Source organism: Microcystis sp. M079S1, assembly GCF_020246425.1.
Classification (GTDB): Bacteria; Cyanobacteriota; Cyanobacteriia; order Cyanobacteriales; family Microcystaceae; genus Microcystis; species Microcystis aeruginosa.
Genome location: NZ_JADBSZ010000027.1, coordinates 1 through 22,558, shown reverse-complemented (window position 1 = coordinate 22,558; position 22,558 = coordinate 1). Strand labels below are relative to the sequence as shown.

27 protein-coding genes and 1 pseudogene are annotated in these 22,558 nt (G+C 43.4%); 18 read left to right on the top strand and 10 right to left on the bottom strand.

What is annotated here, in order from left to right; all coding sequences use genetic code 11:
- The first annotated feature begins 23 nt into the window (after positions 1-23).
- From rsfS to IM456_RS01645, 8 genes and pseudogenes are all read left to right on the top strand, one after another.
- Positions 24-428 carry a ribosome silencing factor gene (gene rsfS, locus IM456_RS01675; protein ID WP_002739249.1) on the top strand — a complete coding sequence of 135 codons (405 nt, stop codon included), beginning with the start codon at positions 24-26 and terminating at the stop codon, positions 426-428.
- 5 nt (positions 429-433) lie between these two features.
- Positions 434-937 (top strand): CGLD27 family protein, encoded by a 504-nt coding sequence (locus tag IM456_RS01670; RefSeq protein ID WP_002763155.1) that lies wholly within the window; start codon positions 434-436, stop codon positions 935-937.
- 22 nt (positions 938-959) lie between these two features.
- Entirely contained in the window at positions 960-1,913 is a 954-nt protein-coding gene (locus IM456_RS01665) for an asparaginase (RefSeq protein ID WP_149985798.1), read from the top strand.
- Between the two features lie 253 nt (positions 1,914-2,166).
- Positions 2,167-2,436: a hypothetical protein gene (locus tag IM456_RS01660; RefSeq protein ID WP_149985799.1), complete on the top strand. Its 270-nt coding sequence runs from the start codon at positions 2,167-2,169 to the stop codon at positions 2,434-2,436.
- A gap of 83 nt (positions 2,437-2,519) precedes the next feature.
- Positions 2,520-2,609, top strand: a pseudogene (locus IM456_RS23175) (divergent PAP2 family protein); the annotation flags it as partial.
- A 44-nt stretch (positions 2,610-2,653) separates the two neighbouring features.
- The gene (locus IM456_RS01655) at positions 2,654-3,811 is read left to right on the top strand and encodes an AAA family ATPase (RefSeq protein ID WP_287691552.1); all 1,158 of its coding nucleotides are present in this window, start codon (positions 2,654-2,656) and stop codon (positions 3,809-3,811) included.
- Positions 3,812-3,813: 2 nt separating this feature from the next.
- On the top strand, positions 3,814-3,990 hold the full coding sequence (locus IM456_RS01650) for a DUF3226 domain-containing protein (RefSeq protein ID WP_172970474.1): 177 nt from the start codon (positions 3,814-3,816) through the stop codon (positions 3,988-3,990).
- Between the two features lie 217 nt (positions 3,991-4,207).
- The gene (locus IM456_RS01645; protein ID WP_149985801.1) at positions 4,208-5,035 is read left to right on the top strand and encodes a pentapeptide repeat-containing protein; all 828 of its coding nucleotides are present in this window, start codon (positions 4,208-4,210) and stop codon (positions 5,033-5,035) included.
- 181 nt (positions 5,036-5,216) lie between these two features.
- On the opposite strand, the gene IM456_RS01640 is transcribed toward IM456_RS01645, so the two are convergent.
- From IM456_RS01640 to IM456_RS01620, 5 genes are all read right to left on the bottom strand, one after another.
- Complete coding sequence (locus IM456_RS01640; protein WP_287691555.1) at positions 5,217-7,070, bottom strand: peptidoglycan D,D-transpeptidase FtsI family protein; 1,854 nt, start codon at positions 7,068-7,070, stop codon at positions 5,217-5,219.
- Between the two features lie 475 nt (positions 7,071-7,545).
- Positions 7,546-8,103, bottom strand: coding sequence for a hypothetical protein (locus IM456_RS01635; RefSeq protein WP_149985803.1), 558 nt, complete (start codon positions 8,101-8,103; stop codon positions 7,546-7,548).
- A gap of 286 nt (positions 8,104-8,389) precedes the next feature.
- Positions 8,390-9,754, bottom strand: coding sequence for a GTP-binding protein (locus tag IM456_RS01630; RefSeq protein WP_149985804.1), 1,365 nt, complete (start codon positions 9,752-9,754; stop codon positions 8,390-8,392).
- Between the two features lie 178 nt (positions 9,755-9,932).
- Complete coding sequence (folK, locus tag IM456_RS01625) at positions 9,933-10,397, bottom strand: 2-amino-4-hydroxy-6-hydroxymethyldihydropteridine diphosphokinase (RefSeq protein ID WP_287691569.1); 465 nt, start codon at positions 10,395-10,397, stop codon at positions 9,933-9,935.
- The gene (locus IM456_RS01620) at positions 10,394-11,164 is read right to left on the bottom strand and encodes a sirohydrochlorin chelatase (protein WP_502845902.1); all 771 of its coding nucleotides are present in this window, start codon (positions 11,162-11,164) and stop codon (positions 10,394-10,396) included. The genes folK and IM456_RS01620 overlap by 4 nt, the downstream gene beginning before the upstream one ends.
- 235 nt (positions 11,165-11,399) lie before the next feature.
- Here IM456_RS01620 and IM456_RS01615 point away from each other — a divergent pair, with 235 nt between their 5' ends.
- The 3 genes from IM456_RS01615 to IM456_RS01605 all read left to right on the top strand — a co-directional run bounded on the left by IM456_RS01615 (position 11,400) and on the right by IM456_RS01605 (position 12,486).
- Positions 11,400-11,699, top strand: a complete 300-nt coding sequence (locus IM456_RS01615) for a type II toxin-antitoxin system HigB family toxin (RefSeq protein WP_004162999.1) — start codon at positions 11,400-11,402, stop codon at positions 11,697-11,699.
- Positions 11,686-12,081, top strand: a complete 396-nt coding sequence (locus IM456_RS01610; RefSeq protein WP_002763195.1) for a helix-turn-helix domain-containing protein — start codon at positions 11,686-11,688, stop codon at positions 12,079-12,081. Before IM456_RS01615 ends, IM456_RS01610 begins: the two co-directional genes overlap by 14 nt.
- 138 nt (positions 12,082-12,219) lie before the next feature.
- A complete protein-coding gene (locus IM456_RS01605; RefSeq protein ID WP_149976144.1) occupies positions 12,220-12,486 on the top strand; it encodes a hypothetical protein in 267 nt (88 codons plus the stop codon).
- Here IM456_RS01605 and IM456_RS01600 read toward each other — a convergent pair.
- Positions 12,483-14,147: a transglutaminase domain-containing protein gene (locus IM456_RS01600; RefSeq protein ID WP_149985807.1), complete on the bottom strand. Its 1,665-nt coding sequence runs from the start codon at positions 14,145-14,147 to the stop codon at positions 12,483-12,485. The genes IM456_RS01605 and IM456_RS01600 overlap by 4 nt on opposite strands.
- A 112-nt stretch (positions 14,148-14,259) precedes the next feature.
- On the opposite strand from IM456_RS01600, the gene cofG reads away from it, so the two are divergent.
- Together cofG and IM456_RS01590 are read left to right on the top strand one after the other, a co-directional pair.
- Positions 14,260-15,147 (top strand): 7,8-didemethyl-8-hydroxy-5-deazariboflavin synthase subunit CofG, encoded by an 888-nt coding sequence (cofG, locus tag IM456_RS01595; protein ID WP_287691560.1) that lies wholly within the window; start codon positions 14,260-14,262, stop codon positions 15,145-15,147.
- 531 nt (positions 15,148-15,678) lie between these two features.
- The gene (locus tag IM456_RS01590) at positions 15,679-16,992 is read left to right on the top strand and encodes a cytosine deaminase (protein ID WP_287691562.1); all 1,314 of its coding nucleotides are present in this window, start codon (positions 15,679-15,681) and stop codon (positions 16,990-16,992) included.
- Here the strand turns inward: IM456_RS01590 and IM456_RS01585 are convergent.
- Both IM456_RS01585 and IM456_RS01580 read right to left on the bottom strand, forming a co-directional pair.
- Positions 16,969-17,106, bottom strand: coding sequence for a hypothetical protein (locus tag IM456_RS01585; RefSeq protein WP_172969778.1), 138 nt, complete (start codon positions 17,104-17,106; stop codon positions 16,969-16,971). The genes IM456_RS01590 and IM456_RS01585 overlap by 24 nt on opposite strands.
- 46 nt (positions 17,107-17,152) lie before the next feature.
- Positions 17,153-17,494, bottom strand: coding sequence for a DUF952 domain-containing protein (locus IM456_RS01580; RefSeq protein WP_287691565.1), 342 nt, complete (start codon positions 17,492-17,494; stop codon positions 17,153-17,155).
- Positions 17,495-17,730: 236 nt separating this feature from the next.
- On the opposite strand from IM456_RS01580, the gene IM456_RS01575 reads away from it, so the two are divergent.
- Together IM456_RS01575 and IM456_RS01570 are read left to right on the top strand one after the other, a co-directional pair.
- Positions 17,731-18,726, top strand: coding sequence for an L-lactate dehydrogenase (locus IM456_RS01575; RefSeq protein ID WP_002763206.1), 996 nt, complete (start codon positions 17,731-17,733; stop codon positions 18,724-18,726).
- Between the two features lie 399 nt (positions 18,727-19,125).
- Positions 19,126-19,626, top strand: a complete 501-nt coding sequence (locus IM456_RS01570; protein ID WP_149985810.1) for a DUF2726 domain-containing protein — start codon at positions 19,126-19,128, stop codon at positions 19,624-19,626.
- Between the two features lie 124 nt (positions 19,627-19,750).
- On the opposite strand, the gene IM456_RS01565 is transcribed toward IM456_RS01570, so the two are convergent.
- Together IM456_RS01565 and IM456_RS01560 are read right to left on the bottom strand one after the other, a co-directional pair.
- Positions 19,751-20,164 (bottom strand): pepsin/retropepsin-like aspartic protease family protein, encoded by a 414-nt coding sequence (locus IM456_RS01565; protein ID WP_287691567.1) that lies wholly within the window; start codon positions 20,162-20,164, stop codon positions 19,751-19,753.
- A complete protein-coding gene (locus IM456_RS01560; protein ID WP_002784323.1) occupies positions 20,157-20,378 on the bottom strand; it encodes a hypothetical protein in 222 nt (73 codons plus the stop codon). Before IM456_RS01560 ends, IM456_RS01565 begins: the two co-directional genes overlap by 8 nt.
- Positions 20,379-20,755: 377 nt before the next feature.
- Between IM456_RS01560 and IM456_RS01555 the strand changes: the two genes are divergently transcribed.
- The 3 genes from IM456_RS01555 to IM456_RS01545 all read left to right on the top strand — a co-directional run bounded on the left by IM456_RS01555 (position 20,756) and on the right by IM456_RS01545 (position 22,357).
- The gene (locus IM456_RS01555) at positions 20,756-21,049 is read left to right on the top strand and encodes a DUF433 domain-containing protein (RefSeq protein ID WP_002794978.1); all 294 of its coding nucleotides are present in this window, start codon (positions 20,756-20,758) and stop codon (positions 21,047-21,049) included.
- Complete coding sequence (locus tag IM456_RS01550; RefSeq protein ID WP_002794977.1) at positions 21,046-21,390, top strand: DUF5615 family PIN-like protein; 345 nt, start codon at positions 21,046-21,048, stop codon at positions 21,388-21,390. Before IM456_RS01555 ends, IM456_RS01550 begins: the two co-directional genes overlap by 4 nt.
- A gap of 394 nt (positions 21,391-21,784) precedes the next feature.
- A complete protein-coding gene (locus IM456_RS01545; RefSeq protein WP_287691568.1) occupies positions 21,785-22,357 on the top strand; it encodes a hypothetical protein in 573 nt (190 codons plus the stop codon).
- Positions 22,358-22,558 lie beyond the last annotated feature (201 nt).

The window sequence follows — 22,558 nt, the reverse complement described above, 5'->3', positions numbered from 1 at the left end:
GCCAAAGGATAACCACAACCTGAATGACCAATCCCACTGGAATTATTACCCCCGTCGCCGAAAATCTCAAGACCGAAAATTTTCTAGAGACAATTGTTACCGCTGCCGAAGACAAGAAAGCGGGGGACATCGCCATCCTGAAAGTCGCCGATATCTGTTATTTAACCGATTATTTTCTGATTATTACCGGCTATTCTACCACTCAAGTGCGAGCGATCGAGGATGCGATCGAAGCCGCTATGGAACTAGAATGGCAACAGTCTCCCCGACAAGTGGAAGGAAAAAGCGAAGGTAGCTGGATCCTGATGGATTATGGCGATATCATTGTCCATATCTTTTTACCAAAAGAGCGAGAATTTTATAATTTAGAAGCATTTTGGGGTCATGCCCAACGGATTCCTCTACCTAGCGACCATTTAGAGGAGTAGAATCCATGAAATCCTCCCTTGATTTCTGTCCCGTCCCGGAAGAACAGCAACCGGTTAACGAGTACGAACAATTAAAAGAATCTTGGTTTTTTCGTTGGGCGACGCTAGATGTAGCCTCTTATACAAAAAAAATTGTCTGGTTATGGTTATGGACATGGTTAATTGTCGGACCGATTGCCGCCGCTAGTTTTCCCCTCAAAAAAGCCCCTTTTCTCTTCTTCTGTGCGGGGATTTTTGGCTCGACAATTTTGGTAGGATTGGTGTTATTGCGCTTGTATTTAGGCTGGATCTACGTCTATGATCGCTTGCAATCGGAGAAAGTATTTTATGAAGAGTCGGGTTGGTACGATGGCCAAATCTGGACAAAAACCGCCGCCATTTTAACCCGCGATCGTTTAATCGTCTCCTATCAAATCCAGCCCATTCTCCAGCGTTTACAAAAAACCGCCCTGATTCTAGGGGCAATTGTCGCTATCAGTGGTCTTTTCTGGCTATTTTTCACTCACTAACCGCAACCAATCACCAATCTGAATGAATAGGGTAAAACGTTCACCAACCCACCGCTTAGAAATTCATCTCCTCCGGGAAGGTATTATTGAATCGGTTCATCATGTCGAGGCCGCTATTTGCGATGACCGCGGCCGGGTATTATCCACCGCCGGCAGCGCCGAAACTAGCGCCTTTATTCGTTCGGCCCTGAAACCTTTTCAAGCACTGGCTGTCATCAGTACCGGCACCCTCGAACGCTACGATCTCAACGATAAGGATCTAGCCATTATCTGTAGTTCTCACCAAGGCACAGTGGAACACGCCCGTCAAGTCTTTAATATTCTCTGGCGCGCCGATATCGATCCTAATGCCCTGCAATGTCCCCTCCCGGAAGGTAAACGCAGTCGCCTTCAGTACAATTGTTCTGGTAAGCACGCCGGGATGTTAGCGGTGTGTCAACAGCGCGGCTGGCCGTTAAATAGCTATCTGCGGCGCTCTAGTCAGATACAGAAGCTAATTCTCAGCAAAATTGCCGAACTATTGGGGATGCCGGGGGATGAATTAATCAGCGCCCACGATGACTGCGGCGCGCCCACCTATTCAATGCAGTTGGGGCAAATGGCCCATCTCTACGCCCAGTTAGCCTCTGGCAACCGTTTAGACTTAGAAAGAATCGTCCGGGCGATGACCTATCATCCCCGCATGGTAGCAGGAGAAGGGGCTTTTGATACGGAATTAATGCGGGCTAGTCAGGGGGAAATCGTCAGTAAAGCCGGGGCCGAAGGTATTCAATGTATTGGGCGCGTCGGTGAAGGTTTAGGATTAGCAATTAAAGCTTTAGATGGTTCCAAACGGGCTAAATATGCCGCCGCTTTGCAAATTCTCAAACAGTTAGGCTGGATTACTCCTAATGTGGCCGAATCTCTCTCGGAAAAATTCCTCAAAATCGGCAGTTATACCCGCTTGGAAGTGGTGGGAGAAATGGCTTTGTTATAAATAGTGGGTTGACAAAAGCGTAACACATCAAAAACTTTTCTTTTTGGTGTGTTAGGGCAGTATTTATAAGTAGCTGGTTATAATTAAATTAAAAATGGATTTTAAGTTCGATCCCCCCTGCCCCCCTTGATAAGGTAGGGTTGATTCATGAATCAACCCTACCCTTGATAACGGGGGTGTCTGATAATTTTTAACGCCTACCTACTTATCTTGATTTTTTTCCTCAAAAACTTAACTTCGGAGTACAATACAGATGACTAAATTAATTCAAGAAACTTTCGAGCAAATTGCACTGCTTTCTGAAGAACAACAAGATAGCCTGGCAACCTATCTAAAAAAACACCTAGCTGAATTTTTAGAAGAAGCGGAAAAAGAACGACGAATTGCAGAAGGGACTTATACCATAAGTGATTTTAACCAAAAAACTCAACAAGCTATTCAGAATATTGAAGAACAAAAAACCTTAACTGTTTGCAAGGATGAGGTTGAACTATATCGGCAGCTAGGAATTTATTGTCATTAATCTCTAGAGTCAGCGATTCCCTCTGTAGTCATGTTTTTGCTGGTTTTCTGCCCCGAAACCAGCTATAATGCTCGAAAGGTGAAAAGGGACTAAAAGCGCTGATTGAGTTAATCTGTGATGGTAAGGTGAGTCTGCGCTATCTAGTCTCGTCGGGGGCTTTGGCTACTGGGGTTGAGATAAACTAGATTTAATAACTGAAAATCCGGGGTAATCACTCATGTTACAATCCCTAAAAATTGAAGGCTTTCGCGGGTTTCAGAATTTTGAGATGGCCAATCTTGGTCGAATTAATCTCTTAGTGGGTAAAAATAATAGCGGTAAAACTTCTATTTTAGAAGCGATTCAGTTTTTGTATGCTCAGAATAATATAGATATATTTCTTGAAACTATTAGCTATAGAGGTGAGTTTGGTTGGTCAGAAAGTAATCTACCTAGTCGCACTAAAGTTTTTGAAATTTGTCATTTATTTCCTGGGCATGAAATCATCCCAAGTAAAAAAATTATCATCAGTGGATATGGCAAATCCTATCTAGCAAGTGTTACCATTTCTGTTGAAAGCATTCCTATACAACTATCTTTATTTTCAGACAAAAATGATGATATAAATCAAAATAATGATAACAATTTCGACAATGAGGAATGGGGTAAACTTATTTTAAGTATTGGATGGATTGGCTCACAAAAACCTATTGAACTGGAACTTCTTGCCAACGGTACTCTTGCCAGAGATTCTATAAGAAGAATAGCTAGTTTAAGCAGAATTTCCCATAAAATAGGTATTGATAATAAAATTAAATTGAAGTTCTTAACACCATTTTCTCTAACAAGTTCTGACATGACAGCACTTTTTGATAACATTGTTCTCTCTCCTTTAGAAGATTTAATTATTGAATCTTTGAAAATTATTGAGCCAAAAATTGAAAGGATAGCCAGTGTTGGTTCTGGCAAGTATTTAACTTCAAATAACCTAGGTGTTAGAGGTGGGTTTTTAATCAAAATTAAAAATCATGATCAACCTATACCTATTGGCAGTTTAGGCGATGGATTTTGGCGAATGTTAGGATTAGTTTTAGCAATGGTTAATCTGGACAATGGAATTTTATTAGTTGATGAAATTGATAGCGGATTGCATTTTACTGTCATGACTGATATGTGGAAAGTAGTCTGGGAAACCGCCAAAAAACTCAATATTCAGGTATTTGCTACCACTCACAGCCGCGATTGTTGGCAAAGTTTAGCCGAATTAATTACCGAAGAAAAAATTACCGATAACGAGATTACTATTCAAAGGATAGATAGGGAAAAAAGCCAATCTGTAATCTTTGATCCAGAAGAAATTGTTATTGCTGCTACAAGTAATCTTGAGGTGCGGTAACAATGCCTAAAATAGAGACAAAAAAGTTATTAGTGGAAGGTGCAGAGGAATTGAGAGTTATTCCCGAATTAATGGCAGCAAATGGAGTTACTTGGAATAGAGGGGAAGAACCATTGAATATCATAAATTGTGATGGTGTTGAAAATTTAGGCTCTTCGTTACTTGTTATGGTTCGATAGGGGGGCATAAATCGACTGAATCCTTATCTGGCAAAAGATTTAATTGATTAGTTCGCTCTAGAGCAAAAACAATTGACAAAAATCGCTAAATGCCTTTCTATATAAGGGTTACATCCCTTATAACCCCCGTCCATTGCATAACACAAACCGAAGAGCCAGAATCTCTAAAAGTGCATTGTTAAAGTATGATAGTTAAAGAGTATCGGTACAGACCCCTATGAACCCCCTCATCGCTCGTCTGAATTTTGTTTCTCCTGGCCTCGATGATGTCCGCAAGGCCAGGGATAAAGGACAAAGTTTAAGCGCCGCTAATCTGGAAGGTATCGATTTAAGTCAAATGGACTTGAAAAACACCGATTTTACGGGGGCAATCCTCTTAGGGGCCAATTTAGCTGGGGCTAATCTCACCGGGGCGAATTTAGAGGCCGCGGATTTACGCCGGGCCAATCTGCGCAGCAGCGATCTCCGGGGGGCCAATTTACGAGACACTTTACTATATCGTGCGATCCTCTGTGGGGCTAATTTGCAGGGTGCTGACTTAACTGGTGCGAAAATTTCCCTCTCTCTCTACGACGGGACAACTGGCTGGCCAGAAGGCTATGATTATAAGAGTTCGGGAGCAATCGGGCCAAAAGCCAATTTAACTGGTGCTTATCTTAATAATGCTAATCTTAGATTTGCCGACCTCAGTGGTGCTAATCTCCGGGGAGCTTATTTAAGCGGGGCCGACTTAACCGGAGCAAATCTGGCAGCAGCGGCCTTAAGTGGAGCTAACTTGCAAAGAGCGTCCTTAACCGGGGCTTTTTTGCGTGACGCTCGTTTGGTTGGGGTCGAGTTACAGTTTGCGGATCTGCGGGGTGCCGACTTAACCGGTGCAATTCTAGAACAGATCCAGAATCTAGGAGGGGCCGATTTCAGTCAGGTGGAAGGATTGAGCGATTTAGAGCGCTCTTATCTCTGTGGTCGTTCCTCCCGGGAGTTAGGAACTTGGAACCCCTACACCCGCTCCAATACTGGCCAGAGTTTAGGCTGTTTACTGCGTTAGAGTTGGCCTCTTTGACCGACCACCGACTCCCCAATCATAATAAATCCTGTTTAAAAAGTATAGGAGAGTGAGGAGCACCGGAGCAGGGAGAAACAATCCATAACTTGGCAGTTAATCGGACTATTAAAAACGGATTTAGTATTACCAGACAATTTAGCGGCTTTTCTCCTCAACACTTAAATTAATCGTTACGCGGGGGTTTATTGGTCTGAGAACCCGCCGGAACGACCTTGGAGGTGGGGGGGATACCTTTGAGGGAAATGAGGGTATTCATCACCGTTTTTGCCACAGGAGCGGCAACAGTGGAGCCAAAAGTATTGGCACCCTTGGGTTCATCCACCACCACCAAAACCACATAACGGGGCGATTCGATCGGTAAAATCGCGACAAAACTGGTAATTTTGGCGTTAGGTAGATAACCCCCCGTCGGACTAGCTTTTTGTGCGGTTCCCGTTTTGCCTCCGATGCGATAACCGGGGATTTGGGCTGCTACCCCCGTCCCCTTGCTGACGACGGTTTCCATCATTTCCACCACTTGCCGGGCCACGGTGGGAGAAAAGACTTTTTTGCTGGGATAACCGGGCCGCCAGTGCAAACGGCCGCGGTCGTCGGCTAATCCTTTGATCACATGGGGAGTTACTAAGGTGCCACCATTGGCCAGCGCACCGTGCAACTGTACTAATTTTAAAGGCGTTAGGGATAAACCTTGACCAAAGGAAGCGGTGGCCGATTCAATGGCATTATCCAGAAATTCTTGTTCGGGTTTGAGATATCCTGCCACTTCTCCGGGTAAATCTACGCCAACCCTTTGATTTATTTCCAATCCTAATAAACTTTTATAGAAATCAACTCGCCCCATTTTTTGGGCAATTTGCACCATGGCCACGTTACTAGAGGTTTGCAGAACTCTGGCCATATCTAGCGCCCCATAACCCTGTTTAGAGGCATTTTTAATCGTCCAGGGGCCGACAGTAATTGCCCCCGGATCATTGACTACCGTACTAGCTTTAATTGCCCCCGCTTCCATGGCCAGGGCGATAATAATTGGTTTAAAAGTTGACCCCGGTTCGTACTGATCAGCTACGGTCCAATTTTTAAATAGAGCCACATTGGCTTTATAGTATTCGTTGGGGTTAAAAGTTGGCTCACAAACTAGGGCTAAAAGAGAACCGTCAAGGGAGTCCATGACGATGACGGCTCCCCGTTTAGCATTAAATTTTTTTAGCTGTTCTCGTAGGGCCGTCCTGGCGGCTCTTTGTAGTTTTAAATCGAGGGTTACTTCTAACTGTAATTCATCAAATTGAAAGATACCATCGGGAACAAAAGCGGGTAAAATTCGCCCGTCTCCCATGCGTCTTGTATTGACAGAAAAAGGATCTCTTTCTAATAACTGACTGGAACCTCTCTCTAATCCTGCTTGACCACGATGTTCTTTATCTACATAGCCAATCACGTCGGCTGCCACATCGTCTTGGGGATAATAACGAGCGTACTTTTCCTCTAATTCTACACCGTCAAGAGATAATTGTTTTAAGCCCCTAGCCACGGATTCGGTTAATTGATTGGCTAAACGAATTCCTGTTTCTTTTTCTTTAAATCTTTGAATGAGTTGATTAGTAGGAATATTTAATAAAGGAGCTAATTTATCAGCCACTTCTGCCGGCGGAATAGCAAACAGTTTTGGGTGTACATAAAGAGTATAAATCAAGCGATCGGTCGCCAAAACATTACCATTACTATCGACGATCGCCCGTCGGGGAATATAGGGTCTAATACTGGTGGTTTGCTGTTTTCTGGCTCTTTTTTGCAATTCATGTGCTTGTACTATTTGTAATTGGTACAATCGCCAACCTAACCCCAAAATACCCATGACTAAAATCAACCACACCACCACCAATCGCCCGTTACTCAAAGGCAAATTTTTTAACTGTTTTTGCTGTTTTTTGGCGTTTAAATAGGACTTTCTGTCCCGGAGCCTGCCAGAGGGCGATCGAGTTTTTTTACCTCTAAATCTGGGTCTTTTTGTGTCAGTCATGAGAAGTATCTTTCAGTTATCAGTAAACAGTAATCAGTGAACAGTAAGCAGTAACCAGTGAGCAGTAATCAGTGAGCAGTGATCAGTAAACAGTAATCAGTAAACAGTAAAAAGTACACTTAAAAACTCACATCTGATAACTGTTAACTTACCCACTGATAAGCTGTTAAGCATTTAAATTGCTTGTTGAGACGAGGCAAGAGGCAAGAGGCAAGAGGCAACAGTAAAGGGATTGGGGGAGATTCGGCTAATCTTAAGAATAAGCGCTTTAAATGCGTCTTAGCTTAACTGATAAGTGGGTGGGTGGAATTAAATATAAGATGAACGTAGGTTGGGTTGAAGCATGAAACCCAACGCCCGATTATGTTACGCTACCGCTAACCCATCCTACACATAATTGTGCCTCCCCACTTAACTGATAACTGCTAACTGTTAACTTCCCCACTGATAACTGTTAACTGTTAACTGATAACTGTTAATAGGCACTTCTCGGTCGAGAATTGACGGTAGATTGGGGTTGAGAAGCGGGGGCAGGTTTCAGGTTCGGGGCAGATTTACGCTGTAAAAAGATAGTTTGGAAGGGTTGAGGATGAGTTAATCCGGTTTCGGGTTTTTCTGCTTGTTGAGCTAGTTGATGTTTAAGGGTTTCATTGGTGGCCAAAAGATGGCGCTCGTGACGTTGCAGTGTTTCCAGTTTACCAAATTCTTTGTCCCAAACCTTGGGAATATATACCGTCCAAGCATATATTCCCAGAGTCGAACCCAACAGACAAAAAGTAATCACGGCCACTATTCTTTCTAGGAGGCAAAGGGAACGTAATTGACGGGAGGCTAACTGTTTTTGTGTCGGGGCCACGGGAACTCTCGCCACCGATTTAGTCGTCGGTTTGACGGTGGGAGTCGGGGAGGATTGAGTAACTGGTTTAGTAGTGGGGTTGGGGGAAGTTACCCGCGACTGGGGACGACGTTGACTCCCTTGGCTTTTTTGGCGAGAAACGGGAACGGGAATATAGGACTTATGGGCAGCAGACATGATTTTCTCTCAATATTTCTAGCTAGTTGTCGTTGTCAAAAATTAAGTTTCTAAAATCAGGAGTCGGTCATCAGGAGTCGGTCGTCAGTGGTTCGTGTTATGCAATGGACGGGGTGATCAGGGATTTGTCAATTGTTTTCCCTCTAGAACGAACTAATCAATTAAGTCTTTTGCCAGATAAGAATTTAGTCGATTTATGCCATCCGATCGAACCATGCCAAGTAACGAAGAACCGTATTTAATTGATCACTGTTGCCTTTTTTCCTTTTTACTTTTTCCTTTAAAATCACTGTTCTAGTTCTAGACGTAAACGATATAAAATAGTTTGCGGATGAACTTGAGCGAGAATTTGATTGATCACCGTACTCGGTCCGGATGCCCCCCAACTACAACCGCGTTCTAGATAGATTTTAGCGGCTTTCCCGATGATATAGGTTCCATAAGCGGCAATTGCTCCCTGTAAGAGAGCGGTGCTACCGTAGAGGGTTAAAGAGGTGGGATTTTCAAAAATACTCGCCGCTGCCGCTGCCGTTTTGCCCAAACCGATAATCACAGTGCCGAGGATTTCCCCCACCAGCAACCCCGCACTACTCAAAAGTAGAGTCCGCCAGAGTTGACCAGCTTGGTGACTGGTAATCGGCAAGCCGTACAAACGAGCTAAAGCCCGAACTAGAGTTAAATCGACGATTGAAGCCCCTAGTAGGTCTAAAATAGCGATCGGATTGGCCGCAATCGCTAAAGCCTTATATTTCGCGTATTGCCAGATAATTTCCTCCGCTTGACTGTCCCGGAGTTCTAGGGTTTTTCTAGCGATATTTTCCTCCGCTTCTTGCCCTTGCACTAAAGCATTTAAGGCCAGCAGCGAGCGCCCTTCCCGATTTAAAATCGTTAAGAGTTTATCTTGCAGCTCCTCAATTTGGGGGGGAGGGGTTTCCCACTCAGTCACCACGCGCCCATCGGGGTATTCCACCCGGACGGGAATCGGTTGCGGTTCGGCGGCTACCATAACTATCTCATCGCTAGTTAACAAATCTTCTAACGTTTTTTCGTCCCGATTGGTTCCTAATCTCTGTAACTGCTGAAAAATCTGGCGGCGATCAGCTTCCGGATAGAGATCAATCTTATTAAACACCAAAATGAGCGGTTTTTTGGCCCGGCGCAATTCTGCCAAGGACTCGTATTCAGTGCGGGTAATATCCCCCGCGACGATAAATAAAATTAAATCGGCACTTTTAGCGACTTCTCTGGCCATATTCGCCCGCGCTTCCCCTTCAATCTCATCCAATCCGGGGGTATCGATTAATTCTATCTGAATTTTACCCGTGGCTGGTGTCCAACGCACCGATCGCGGCCAGCGTGTCACCCCGTGCAGGGGTCCGGTTGCCAGGACTTTTTGACCGACTAAAGCGTTTACCACCGAGGATTTACCGCGACTGACTAACCCGAAGGCTGCCACCCGAATCACTGTTTCATCCAGTTTATCCAAGGCCGATTTTAGGGACTGCAAATCCTCTTTAACGGCGGCCTGAAGTTGGGGATCGGGGGGATAATTCCAATGGCGGCGAAAACTGGCATACCAAGTTAAAGCCTGTTGTAAACTAGCTTTAGCCTGATTGTAATGAGTTTCCTCGAGCGATGGGGTCTTGGTCACGGTTGATTTTTTTACTGTTTATTGATGCTGCTGCCTTTATTGTAGAGTTTCGGGGCGGTAACTGAGACGCGGTTATTTGGGGTTAGGGGAAGACTTTTCAGTGATCAGTGAACAGTAACCAGTAATCAGTGAAAAGAAACTAGGGAAGTTTTCCACTAAAACCCCAACACCTAACATCCTACTCCGCCAATCCCAATTGCCCCAATAGCTGAAGGATAGTTTTTCCGGTTACGGGATCTCGCCAATCGGGGGCAATTTCCGCCAGGGGAAGCAGCACGAAGGCCCGTTCTCGGCAGCGGGGATGGGGTATCTTTAATTCGGGCGTTTCTAAGATCAGGTCATCATAAAATATTAAGTCTAAATCGAGGGTACGCGGTCCCCATCTTTCCCGTCGGACTCTCCCGAATAACTGCTCGATTTCTAATAATTTATGCAGTAAATCTAAGGGCGATAAATCCACTTGCACAATGGCGCCACCGTTGAGATAATCCGGCTGAGGCGGCCCGACGGCCGCGGTTTGATACCATTGGGAATGAGCTTCTAGTTTAATTCCTTTGACTCGCTCTAATTCCCCTAAAGCTTGCCCTAAAATTGTCGCTGAATCTCCTAAATTACTGCCCAGAGCGATCGCTGCCCGTTTCATCCACATCCTTCCTCAACAATAATCTCGGCTAATTCCCCCGTCGCTCCCAAAGATTTACCTAAAAATATATTGACATTTGGATGCTTTTGTGATACTTCAAAAACTTGGGCTTCGATCGCAGCGGTAATTCCACCAGTAAAGAGGAAATAGGGCAGTATAGCGATTTTTTGGCTACCTTTAGCAATTAAACTCTTGATTTGTTGGGGTAAACTCGGTTCTATCGACCAATAAGCTGTAATTGCCCCAGAAAACGCCGCTAGATTTTCCACTTCCCGATTACCCCCGGGGCGACGACTACCGTGGGACAGTAAAATGCGATCTTGGTGGCTTAAATCGGCAAATTGTCGGGATAACAGCGATTTTATGCCCTGATAACTGCCTAAATGGGGCTTTAACTCTAGCTTAATCGGCGATCGCACTTTGGCCACGGCTGCGGGAATATCTTCTTTAACGTGAACCCCCGACAGGAGAAACAGGGGGATAATCTGCAACCGGTTACATCCTTGGCTTTGTGCTTGTTGGGCAAAAGCTTCTATTTGTTGATGGAGAGGTGTTATCGCTAATTCTAGGGCGGCAGTCCCTACTAATACCCGATTATCTGCTTCTAGAACCGCTATAGGTGGACTAAACTCCGATTTACTCGCCAATCTTTCGGCGGGTTGACTGATTTTTTCTTGAACTAAGGCTGCTAATCGTGTCACCGCCATGGCTGGACGCGGATCGCGACTACCGTGGAAAACCAATAAGTAGGCTGAGGAGGTCTTCAAAGAAATCTTGCCAAAATAGTTTAGTTTTTAGCCTAATACATTTTGTCTTCCTTTAGGCATCAATGCCCCTGATATTCTCAATTTAGCTGGTAAGCGGGAAAACGTCCCCACTAGCCCCAAGTGCTACCATTTTACGGGATGTAAAGTGTGAGCAAATCAGCCCGCCAGCTTGAGTTAGCCTAGATATTGAGATATAATTGCTATTGACAGAAACTGCCAGAGGTATATTTGTATTATGCGGGTAATTAGCCGTCGAATACTTCGCGATTTCTGTATGACCAACGCTAATTCCTGCGAGTCTCTCTATGATTGGTATAGAGTCGCTAGTAAAGCGGCATGGCAAAATCTAATCGATGTGCAAGCCACTTATAAAAGTGCTGAATCTGTTGGTAATTTCACTGTTTTTAACATTAAAGGAAATCACTATCGTCTAATTGTAGATCTAGTTTATAACCGACAGACTATCTATATTAAATATATTCTTACCCACGCCGAGTACGATAAAGAAAATTGGAAAAATGATGCTTACTTTTAATTCTAAAACCTATGGAGAATTACTCGCTCACTATCAACCAAAAGCAATCACCACAGAGGCGGAAAACGAGCGAGCGATCGCAATTGCTCAAGAGTTGGAACATCGCTCGGAACTTAGTTTAGAGGAGGAAGCTTTACTGGAGTTATTGATTAGTTTGATCGAAAGGTTCGAGGCAGATAATTATCCAATTCCTGACAGAAATCCTTTAGCAACTTTACGGCATCTTATAGAAGCTAACGAGATAGAATATCCAGAGCTAATTACTATTTTGGGTTCCCCTGATGCGGTGCAGCAAATAATTAATGGACAACGCAGCATCAATCAGTCAGAAGCTAGGTCTTTGGGAGCATATTTTCGGGTTGATGCCAGTTTATTTACTTGATAAGTAACTAAGGAAAATTAATTACACATCTCAAGGGAAATTAATTTGGCACGACTACTTAACGAATTATTGCGATCGCTTGCCAGGAACTAATTTTCAGCGATAATCTAAAGTCAGAGTCCATCGGGAGATAAGATCATGAACTTTCGTCTAGTTCTATTTTCAGGCCTTGTTACCGCTTTAGTCGGGGCAGGTATCGGTTATGGCATTAGCCGCATTGAACGCAATCCCAGCCAAGTCAACTATAAAAATCCCTATAACTATCAAATCATCTATGGACGTTATTTTGCCGGTGCCGGGGCAGCCCTGGGCTTCTGTGTGGGCGCGGGTTTGCAAATGGTCAAAGAACTCAAAGAAGCCAGAGATAGAGAAATGGGCATCCTAGATGATGGCTCAGAATTCTAGTCTTTTGGGGCTAATTCCTCAAGAATGACGAATTGAACGTGATTAATCGCTAAATCGCCGATGGGAACTTGGGTTTTTAACACCGGTTGTCCTTCACTGAGCATTCGTTCAAAGGGGATATCTTTGGCAATTTCCGTGTGATACCAAGCTAAACCCATAAAGAAACGATTGGGATAGGGACCACCTTCAAAGATATCATCGGGATTGGACTCCATGGGAACCCAACCGATAGAGGGGAGATAAAATTCCATCCAGACGTGATTGTAATCTGGTTCGAGGGGTAAATTACGTTCGAGGGGATGGGGTGGGCATTTATAACGTCCTACCGTGCGACAGGCAATACCATTGAGACGACACAAAGCCAATAATAAACCCACATATTCGCCACAGGAACCCACTCCGCGCCGCAGGGCAATATCGGGGGTGTCGATGTTGGGTTTGATGCCGTAGGAAAGCTGATCATAGACGTAGTTACGAATACTATAAACTTTTCTGAGTAGATTGGTTTCCCGACCAGTCGCTTCTTGGGCAGCATTGAGGATAATTTCTGTATTCATAGCCAGATCATCATTATCGATCAAATAGCGATCGGGAAAATCGGCGGGTAAGGGGGGTAAATCTTCGCAATCTTTGGGAGTAATTTGGTATTTAATTCCCCACACTTCTAAGACCACTTTCCAACCAAAAATATGACGTTGTTTGGCGGTTATTTGCTTGAACTTAAATACTGCCACCCGCTGCCCGTCTTGAATTTCTTCAGTAAAAGGCAATCCCACCGCTTCGACGCTGCGAATTTTTTGCCGCGGTGTTTCTAGGGGTAAAGCGATGCGCCATTCCACATCTTTTAGTTCGATATTATATAGAGGTTCCAATTCCTCGACGTAGGATAATTCAATCAGATAACCGTTAGAAAGGGTGTATTTTTTAGCGGGATCGTAGTGAAAATATAGAGGATGGACAAAAGTACGCGGACGATAACTAAGTTCGTAAACCTGTTCGGAATTGGGATTATCGCGGATAAAGGGTTCTTGGAAAGCATAGGCCACATATAAGATATCCTTGCCACTGTTCGCATCGCGATAAAATGCTAATCCCGTCGGTGATTCAAAAGGAGTTATCATGCTAAAAAGCTGTTCTCCCGTGGCGCGATCAAGACAGTAAACCGTTTGTTCTAGGGTATCCGTTAACCAAAGTTCTTCCCCGCGAATGGTGATATTTTCGATGCCGATACCCGGCGCGTACAAACGAGTAATTTCCTGTCCCGATTGGCGATCAAATATAAAGATTTGTCCAGAACGTTGACAAGTGACATAAATTGTGTTAGCAGTTACGGCGACTCCGTTAGCGGTGTAGGGAAGACGGGTAAAAAATTTCGGGGTAAAATCTTCGAGAGTGCAGCAGTAGAGATTTTCGCGGGTAGTAAACCAGAGGTTATTTTGATCATCGATTGCCAATCCCGTCGTCCCGACGAATTCTTGCCAGCGATGGGAATTAATTACGGTTGTATGACCAGTATCGAGGGCAATTTGGTATAAATAGCCGTTTTTTGCGTCGATAGCGATTAATTTGTCATCTTGAAATACAATTCCGTGCAGGGCCGTGGCGCTAATCGGGCGAATCGTTTGACGATGGGAGGGAAGACTGGCAGGATCGAAAATCATAGGAGGAAGCGAAAAGGGAGAGCGTTTTTAAGTGAATAAAACAGCAATTCTTCCCACGATAGCAAATTTTATCGCCCTTGAATGCTCGTAATGAACTCTAATTCCGAAAAAAATGTCAAGAATTGTCACCTATAGTCCCTCTCATACCCTTGTACCTACCTACGAGTGTTTCAATCGTTGCAGTTATTGTAATTTTCGCAGGGATTTAGGCACTGATGGCTGGTTAAGTCTAGACAAGGCCAAAGAGATTTTAACTGCTTTGCAGGGTTCGGAAATTACGGAAATTTTAATTCTTAGCGGCGAAGTTCATCCTTTAGCAGCCAATCGAGAGTCATGGTTTCGGCATATTTATAATTTAGCAGCATTGGCTTTAAATATGGGTTTTTATCCCCATACCAATGCAGGTATTTTAACTTTTGCCGAGATGGAAAAACTGAAAAATGTCAATCTATCTATGGGCATAATGTTAGAACAAATGACGGTGACTTTATTAGATACCGTCCATCGTCATGCCCCCAGTAAAGTGCCATCCCTGCGCTTAGAGCAGTTACAATGGGCGGGAGAATTAGGAATTCCTTTTACCACGGGTTTATTATTAGGAATTGGTGAAACAGAATGCGATCGCTTAGTAACCTTAGAAACTATTGCCACTATTCATCAACGTTGGGGACATATTCAAGAAGTGATCCTACAACCCTACAATCCGGGCAAAAGGGAACAGTGGCAAAATAATCCTTTTGATCTGCAAAAATTACCCGATCTGGTTAGACAAGCTAGGGAAATTTTGCCCCCAGATATTGTCATTCAAATTCCCCCGAATTTAGTACCCGATCCTCTTTTTCTCTTGGATTGTTTAGCGGCAGGAGCGCGGGATTTAGGCGGTATTGGCATTATCGATGAAGTTAATCCCGATTACCTCCATTTACACCCCGATAAATTAAAGGAATTTTTAGCAGTTTATGGCTGGGAATTAAAGCCGCGTCTGCCAGTTTATCAGTAAACATTAATCAGGGAAAAGATAGCACTGTTAATGCCATTTAACACTCCTTACTTAATACCCCTTAATTGATTATTATTCATTCTTAATTCTCCTGACGGCCGACGACCGAGGCTGCATCTCATTTTTGTACATCTACCAATTGGGATTTTGACGGGGAAACTCTCGGCTAAGATCGGGCATTACTTCCGAATTTTATCACTCAATCCAAGCTTTTGGGGGGTTCTACCCCCCAAACCCCCCGTTGGGGGCGTGGCGCCGCCCCCAAACCCCCCGCGCATTAGTTTTTCGGTGGGATGCTTACACGCAGCTGCTGATACATTTGTAATTATCTATAGCGTTTCCTGTTCGCAAGAGGTACATTATCGATGTTGAAAAGCTTAATTAGCAAAGGTTTAACTGTGCCACACAGGTGTGAGAACCGCTATAAGAGTTACTGATAATTGCTGACTGTCGGTATTCCTGCAAATGTGAGATGCACCGACGACCGACTCCTAACCCTAACAACAATTTTTGATTTTTACCAGAGGTCTTATGATTCCCTCAAGCGAGCGCTACTGGCTCAAAAATGCTCATATTCCCGTTTCCCTGCTAGAAAATGAGAGTTTCTCTCCCCAAACCTCCGAGGGATTAACCTTAGTTAATCTGGAAATTAATGACGGTTACATTAATCGCATCACCTCAACAATCCCCCCCGAAGATAATATTCCCGTTATTGACCTCGAAAAAAAGATTGTTTTTCCTTGTTTTATCGATATGCACACCCATCTCGATAAAGGTCATAGTTGGCATCGTTGTCCTAACCATGATGGCACTTTTGACAGTGCCTTAAAAATGGCCCTAGAGGATTCCCGACGGGAGTGGCGCTTAGAGGATGTGTATCGTCGCATGGAATTCGGCGTTAAATGCAGTTATGCCCACGGAACCGCCGCTATTCGCACCCATATCGACTCTTTTGGTCAACAGGCACAGATTAGCTTAACTGCTTTGGGAGAATTGCAACGACAATGGGCCGGTAAAATCACCCTGCAAGCGGTTTCTCTAGTTTCCCTTGACTACTATCAAACCTCCGAGGGAGCGGCCTTAGCCGATAAAATTGCCGAATTTGGAGGCATATTAGGGGGAGTAGCCTACACAAATCCCGATTTACAGGCACAAATTGATATTACCTTCAAATTAGCCCAAGAAAGGGGTTTAAATCTCGATTTTCATCTGGATGAAAACGGCGATTCCGATTCTACCTGTTTAGCAGCGATCGCGCGTACTGCTATCAAAGAGCAATTTTCTGGACAAATCATCTGTGGTCACTGTTGCAGTTTAGCGGTACAATCCCCTGAAATAATCCAAGAAACTTTAAATTTAGTCAAAAATGCGGGCATTGCTATCGTTAGCTTGCCGATGTGCAATCTCTACCTACAGGATCGTCAAGAGGAAAAAACCCCCTTTTGGCGCGGGACAACTAAGATAAAAGAGATGAAAAAAGCGGGAATTCCGGTTGCTTTTGCCAGTGATAACTGTCGCGATCCCTTTTATGGTTTTGGGGATCACGATGGTTTAGAAGTCTTTACCCAAGCGGTGCGGATTGCCCATCTCGACACACCCTACGCTGACTGGGTAAATAGTGTCACCCTCACCCCAGCCAATCTGCTCGGATTGCCCCATTTAGGGCGCATTAAGACGGGTCTAGAGGCAAATTTGTTAATTTTCAAGGCTCGCTACTTTAGCGAGCTATTATCGCGACCACAGTGGGATCGTCTCGTGATTCGGCGCGGGTTGAGCATCGATACTACTCTCCCCGATTACCAAGAGTTAGATGATTTAGTTCTAGGAATTGAGCAACTCCTGTAGGGGTTTGACAAAAACCACCGATTCTAGGTTGATAGCACCGTAAATATGGGGAAAGGTCTCTTTTTCTAGATGAACGTAGGTTGGGTTGAAGCATGAAACCCAACGCCCGCTCATGTTACGCTACCGCTAACCCATCCTACAAATAATTGTGCATCCCTACTTAGGAATTGAGCAACTCCTCTAGGGGTTTGACAAAAACTACCGATTCTAGGTTGATAGCACCGTAAATATGGGGAAAGGTCTCTTTTTCTAGCTCTAGAGTGGCATTTTCTGGGTTAGGATGTTGGGGCTGCTCCCATTTGACTGGGGCCTGCAATTGTTCGAGAGAAATGGCTAAAACCAGCAAGTCTGGCTGATTTTGATAAAAAGCGTCCACAACTTTCGGAATTTGTTCTAAGGTAGAGCAATGGATAAATCCCTCATTTTTTAGGGAATACGCCCGATATTCCCCCATTTCACGAGCTATTTGCCAACCTCTTTCTGTAGTGATGTGATAGATCATCGGTTCGCCTCCTACTGTAACCTTATTCCTAATTTTAGGATATAGCCTGAAGCTGTCAGCAGCCCTCAATTCTCTTAAACTAGGGGTCAGGGAATCAAAGACAAGAAATTTGTCCGACCAATTACCAGAAAAAAATTGCCGATAACGTCCTCAAAATCTCTTGATAGTCTCCTTTTACCTGATATTAACCATTTCCCTTTAAAATGAGCTTACCGAGCCAGTAACTGCAAAAATCTATGCTAGATAAAATATTTACTCCCAATCCCTACGCTGAAAAACCCGCGCCGCTGCGTCCTCGCAAGGGGGTAATTATCGGTGTTGGTCAGGTGGGGATGGCCTGCGCTTACTCGATGTTAATTCAAGACTGTTTTGATGAATTAATTCTGCAAGATATCGCCACGGATAAAGTCGAAGGGGAAGTGATGGATTTAAGGCACGGAATGCCTTTTATTGAACCCACAGACTTGAAAATGGGAACCGTGGCCGATGTGGGACAAAATGCCGATGTGGTGATTATTACTGCCGGGGCTGCCCAAAAAGAGGGAGAAACCAGATTACATCTCCTTGAGCGAAATGTGGCGATTTTTCGCCGTATTCTGGAGGATGTGGCTGTTTACTGCCCCAGTGCTTTGATTTTGGTGGTGAGTAATCCCGTCGATATCATGACCTATGTTACCCTGAAAATCACCAATTTTCCGCCTTCTAGGGTGATTGGTTCGGGTACGGTGCTAGATTCTGGCCGTTTACGCTCTCTTTTATCCACCCAACTCCATGTAGATGCGCGTAACGTCCACGCTTATATTATCGGTGAACACGGGGATAGTGAGCTTGCTGTCTGGAGTTCGGCTAATATCGGAGGAGCAAGGTTACTCGAAGGAGATTGGCAGGATTTAAGCGCAGCCGACCAAGAAAGCTTAACAGAAATTTTTCTTCAGGTTAAAAACGCCGCCTATGAAATTATCAAACGCAAGGGTTATACTAGCTATGCGATCGGTTTAGCTACCACAGATATCGTTAAAGCGATTTTACGTTCCCAAGAAAGAATTCTCACTATTAGCACTCTCCTCGATGGTCAATACGGTCTCAAAGATGTGTGTTTAAGTATTCCCTCGGTGGTTAACGAGAAAGGAGTGATTAAAACCCTGAATCTTGCTCTTAGTCCCAGAGAAACGGAACAGTTACATAATTCGGCCAAAATCATGCGCGATTTAATCGATCAACTCAAAATTTAACTTAGGGTTGGCTGAATAAATCTAAAAACATTGTTGGCTAAGATTTTTAGATTTTTTTGCCCTCAAAAAGTGCCAGACATAAGAGCGATCGGTGGCAAAATTTTGGCACTTTTTCCCCGAAAATTAGGTAATTGTGGGGTGGACTGAAGAATTAGTGCTAGACTTCCCGAAAAGTCTATTTTATTGCAGCTTGTTGTTAGGAATCTACTTAAAAGAGTTTGTTTAATCTGGCTAATACGCTTTTGGTTATGATACGCAGAAAAGTTCTGGCGATGGTGCTAAAATGGGGTGATATGCCGAGAGTTTTTACATATCGTTACTCTGAGGATTGTTATTCGGAAATTTTCTGTATAATAAATGGTTAGACTTATTTATAATTGAGATGGAAGAAAGAAAATTATGGGATGGCTAATTCTATTAATTGTCATAACGGCACTTACTTTAACTATTATTGTTTTTATTAGTCCTCACTTTGTTTCTAGTAAAGGTTCCGATGTATCAAAGCAAAAATACTCTTATCAAATTCGTGGAACATTACTAACTCCATCTGAAATTAAGTTCTATCATGCTCTAAAGCAGGCAGTAGGGGATGATTTCATCATTTTCAGCAAGGTTCGTGTTGCCGATGTTCTTACCCCTGAAAATGGGTTAAACAAAAGTCATTGGCAGCGTGCTTTCAATAAAATTTCAGCGAAACATTTTGATTTTGTTTTATGTAATCTAGAAGACTTAACAGTTGAAGCTGTTATCGAACTAGACGATAAGAGTCATCAAAAGTCTGGTCGTACTGATCGAGATAACTTCTTGAATCAGGCAGCTCAATCATCAGCACTAAAAATGTTGCGATTTGCAGTCAAGCCCTCATATTCTATCTCGGAGATAAAATCTAAAATCCTCTGATTTTATCACGAATGGAAAATGGAAGTCTATCAACTCACGTTTCAAGTATTTGAAGAAGGCAGCGTAGCCGCTCTGGTAGGGTGCGTTAATGAAATGTAACGCACATATTTTTTCTCTAGTCAAACTATTTTTGACTAATCTCGAATGCTAAGTCGTATCTGTAAAAACAAACATCAAAGGCAAAAAAGAAGTTCATCTGTCCTAGTATTAGCGGCGCATATTTATCTTGTGTCCAAGCAAAGGCTAAATCTACGGCGGGGAATTGCTCAACAGTAGCTTTAACAACCAATGCACGAGCTTCAAATCTAGCTAAATTACCTCCTAATGGCAGAGATAGTCTTTGATTTTCCCAGACTGCACCTAAAGCTAAACCCATTTCATAGGGCAACACATTAACACTAGAACCAGTATCCAAGAGACCCGAAACATTCAAGGATTGACTTTGATAAGTTAATGTCAATGGTAAATAAGGAAGCGCACTTAATGCCCCAAGACTAGAATCTACCTCGGTGAAAGCAAATCTTACCTTATTAGCCATGAGTCAATTCTTGTTTCTCTTTTAATGCTTGAGCAAGAATGGCGGCAGCCTCAAAAGAGTCATGTAAACCTTGTCTAGGGAGATCATCTTGAATAGACATCGGTACAATACCAGAATCCTTGAGCAACTCGGCTACAAGAAAGTTAAGTAATAAGAGCTTATCGGAGTAAGACAATTGCTTTAGCAGGGGCGCAAATTGAGTAGTTGTCAGCATGGATTCAAGAAAGTTACGGATTTTGACTTTCTGCACTTTGTCTGAGTATAACACCACCTTTGCGCTAATCCCTGCCCCAAAAGCAGGCTAACTTTGCCGTTGGACAGAAATCACAGAAATGTTCAATCTAATCTTTATGGTTCTTCGGTTTGTGTCAGTGCGATGCCGAAGGCACTGCGTAGCAGTACGCCGCTCTGGTAGTTAATGAAATGTAACGCACCTCTTTTTTCTCTAGTCAAACTATTAGAGCCAGTCTTAGGTTAAGTTGCCGAAAAAACATCTAGCCGACGATGCCTCTAGCGACTAGATGCCATGATCAAGTCATGTCTGTCCCTGACTAAAATAGAATTAGCGATTTCCCTAAGAGACCTAATTCCATGACGATTATCACTCTTTCACGTTATGTCACCAGAAACAATGAGATTTTAGGTGGAGAGCCAATTATTGAAGGCACTCGCACATCTATTCGCGCAATCGTCGGTCTGTGGCGATTAGGTGTGATGCCAGAGGAAATTCCAACTCATTTACCTCATTTGACCTTAGCACAAGTGTTCGATGCCTTGAGTTTTTATTTGGATCATCAAGCAGAAATTAACGAGTACATTGAACGTAACCAAGTCCCCGATGAGTTGGTGCATCCTTCTGTAAAGGCAGCTTTGGGTAAGCTATGAGCATATTTGCTTCGCTTTACATGGACGAAGATATGTCGGCGTTAGTTGCAACACTTCTGCGTTCTCGTGGTTTAGATGTCACCACTGTTCCTGAGCAGTCAACTTTGGGCAAAACTGACAGCGAACAATTAGAATTTGCAGCTTCTTTAGGTAGATGTCTTGTCACCCACAACCGAGTTGATTTTGAACGATTGCATCTTCAATTCATAGAGGAAGGCAGAGAACATTGTGGAATTATTGTTGTCCCTCAGAAAACTGCCTACGAGGTCGTGCAACGGGTTGGTGTTTTAGTCAACACGTTGACTGTTGATAGTATTAATAATCAGTTACTATACGCATGATTTCTCCGCAAACTTACACTCTAAGCACAAGCCAGCTAACACGATGAAGCGGCGATGTTCTAGTTCATTCATCACCGCTGACCATTGCTGTTAGACAGAAATCCCAGAAATGTTCAATCTAATCTTTATAGTTCTTCGGTTTGTGTTAGGCCATCGACGGGGTTATAACAGCAAACCCTAATTAGCGATAAAATGGCTGTGATCTTCAAATTTGACCTGTTATATGACTAATCGCTTAGAAGTTGAGTCGGCTATTAAGCAACTGCCAGAAAGTGAAGTCCGCGCTCTGGCAAACTGGCTTCAAGACTATCTTGATGAGATGTGGGATAGACAAATTTAAGCGGACCTAGCATCGGGAAAATTAGATCGCCTCATCGCTCAGGCGGAAGAGGATATGGCAACCAACAACGTCAGAGATCTCGATTTACCATTAATCATGGATGAACCGATAGATATTGAAGTAGTTCGCACTGAAGCACTAAGAAAGCTGGGTAGAAATATAGTTAATTTTTCAAAGATTGAAGGTATTTTAAAGTATCTACTTTCAGTTACTCAGATCGAGGGATTATCAACATCAACTCGTAACCGGTTCGTTGACAATTATGAGAGATTTCGTAAGCACACATTAGGTATGCTAGTTGGGAAATTCCATGACACTGTGCTAGTTGATGATAGTCAGTCTGAAGCTCAACCAGACTCTTCTGAGCCAGGTATGTCTTTGTCACTTAAGGTTTCCTATAGTGACTCAGATTTCTTAAATGCTCAGAAACAGGCTCTCTTAGACATTGTGGCGGAACGAAACAAGCTGATTCATCAAGATTTAGCGCCACTGGATACTAGCTCTATAGAAGACTATTACAAGTTAATCAGTCTTTTAGATGAACAAAACCCTCGATTATTAGCTCATCTTAAAGAGCTTGGGTCGATGCTAACCTCATTTATATCTTTAATCGAAAATTTGGGTTAAAACCCCGTCGTTTTACGACGGCTTTTCTTGATCTTTAATAGAGCATCTGAGAACTTCCAGTGGCGCACCTCTCAGTTATCAGTTATCAGTTATCAGTGGGTAAGTTATCAGTTATCAGATGTGAGTTTTTAAGTGTGCAGTATTAAATAGAAGTTTCCTACTGTCTTTTTACTGATTACTGATTACTGATTACTGATTACT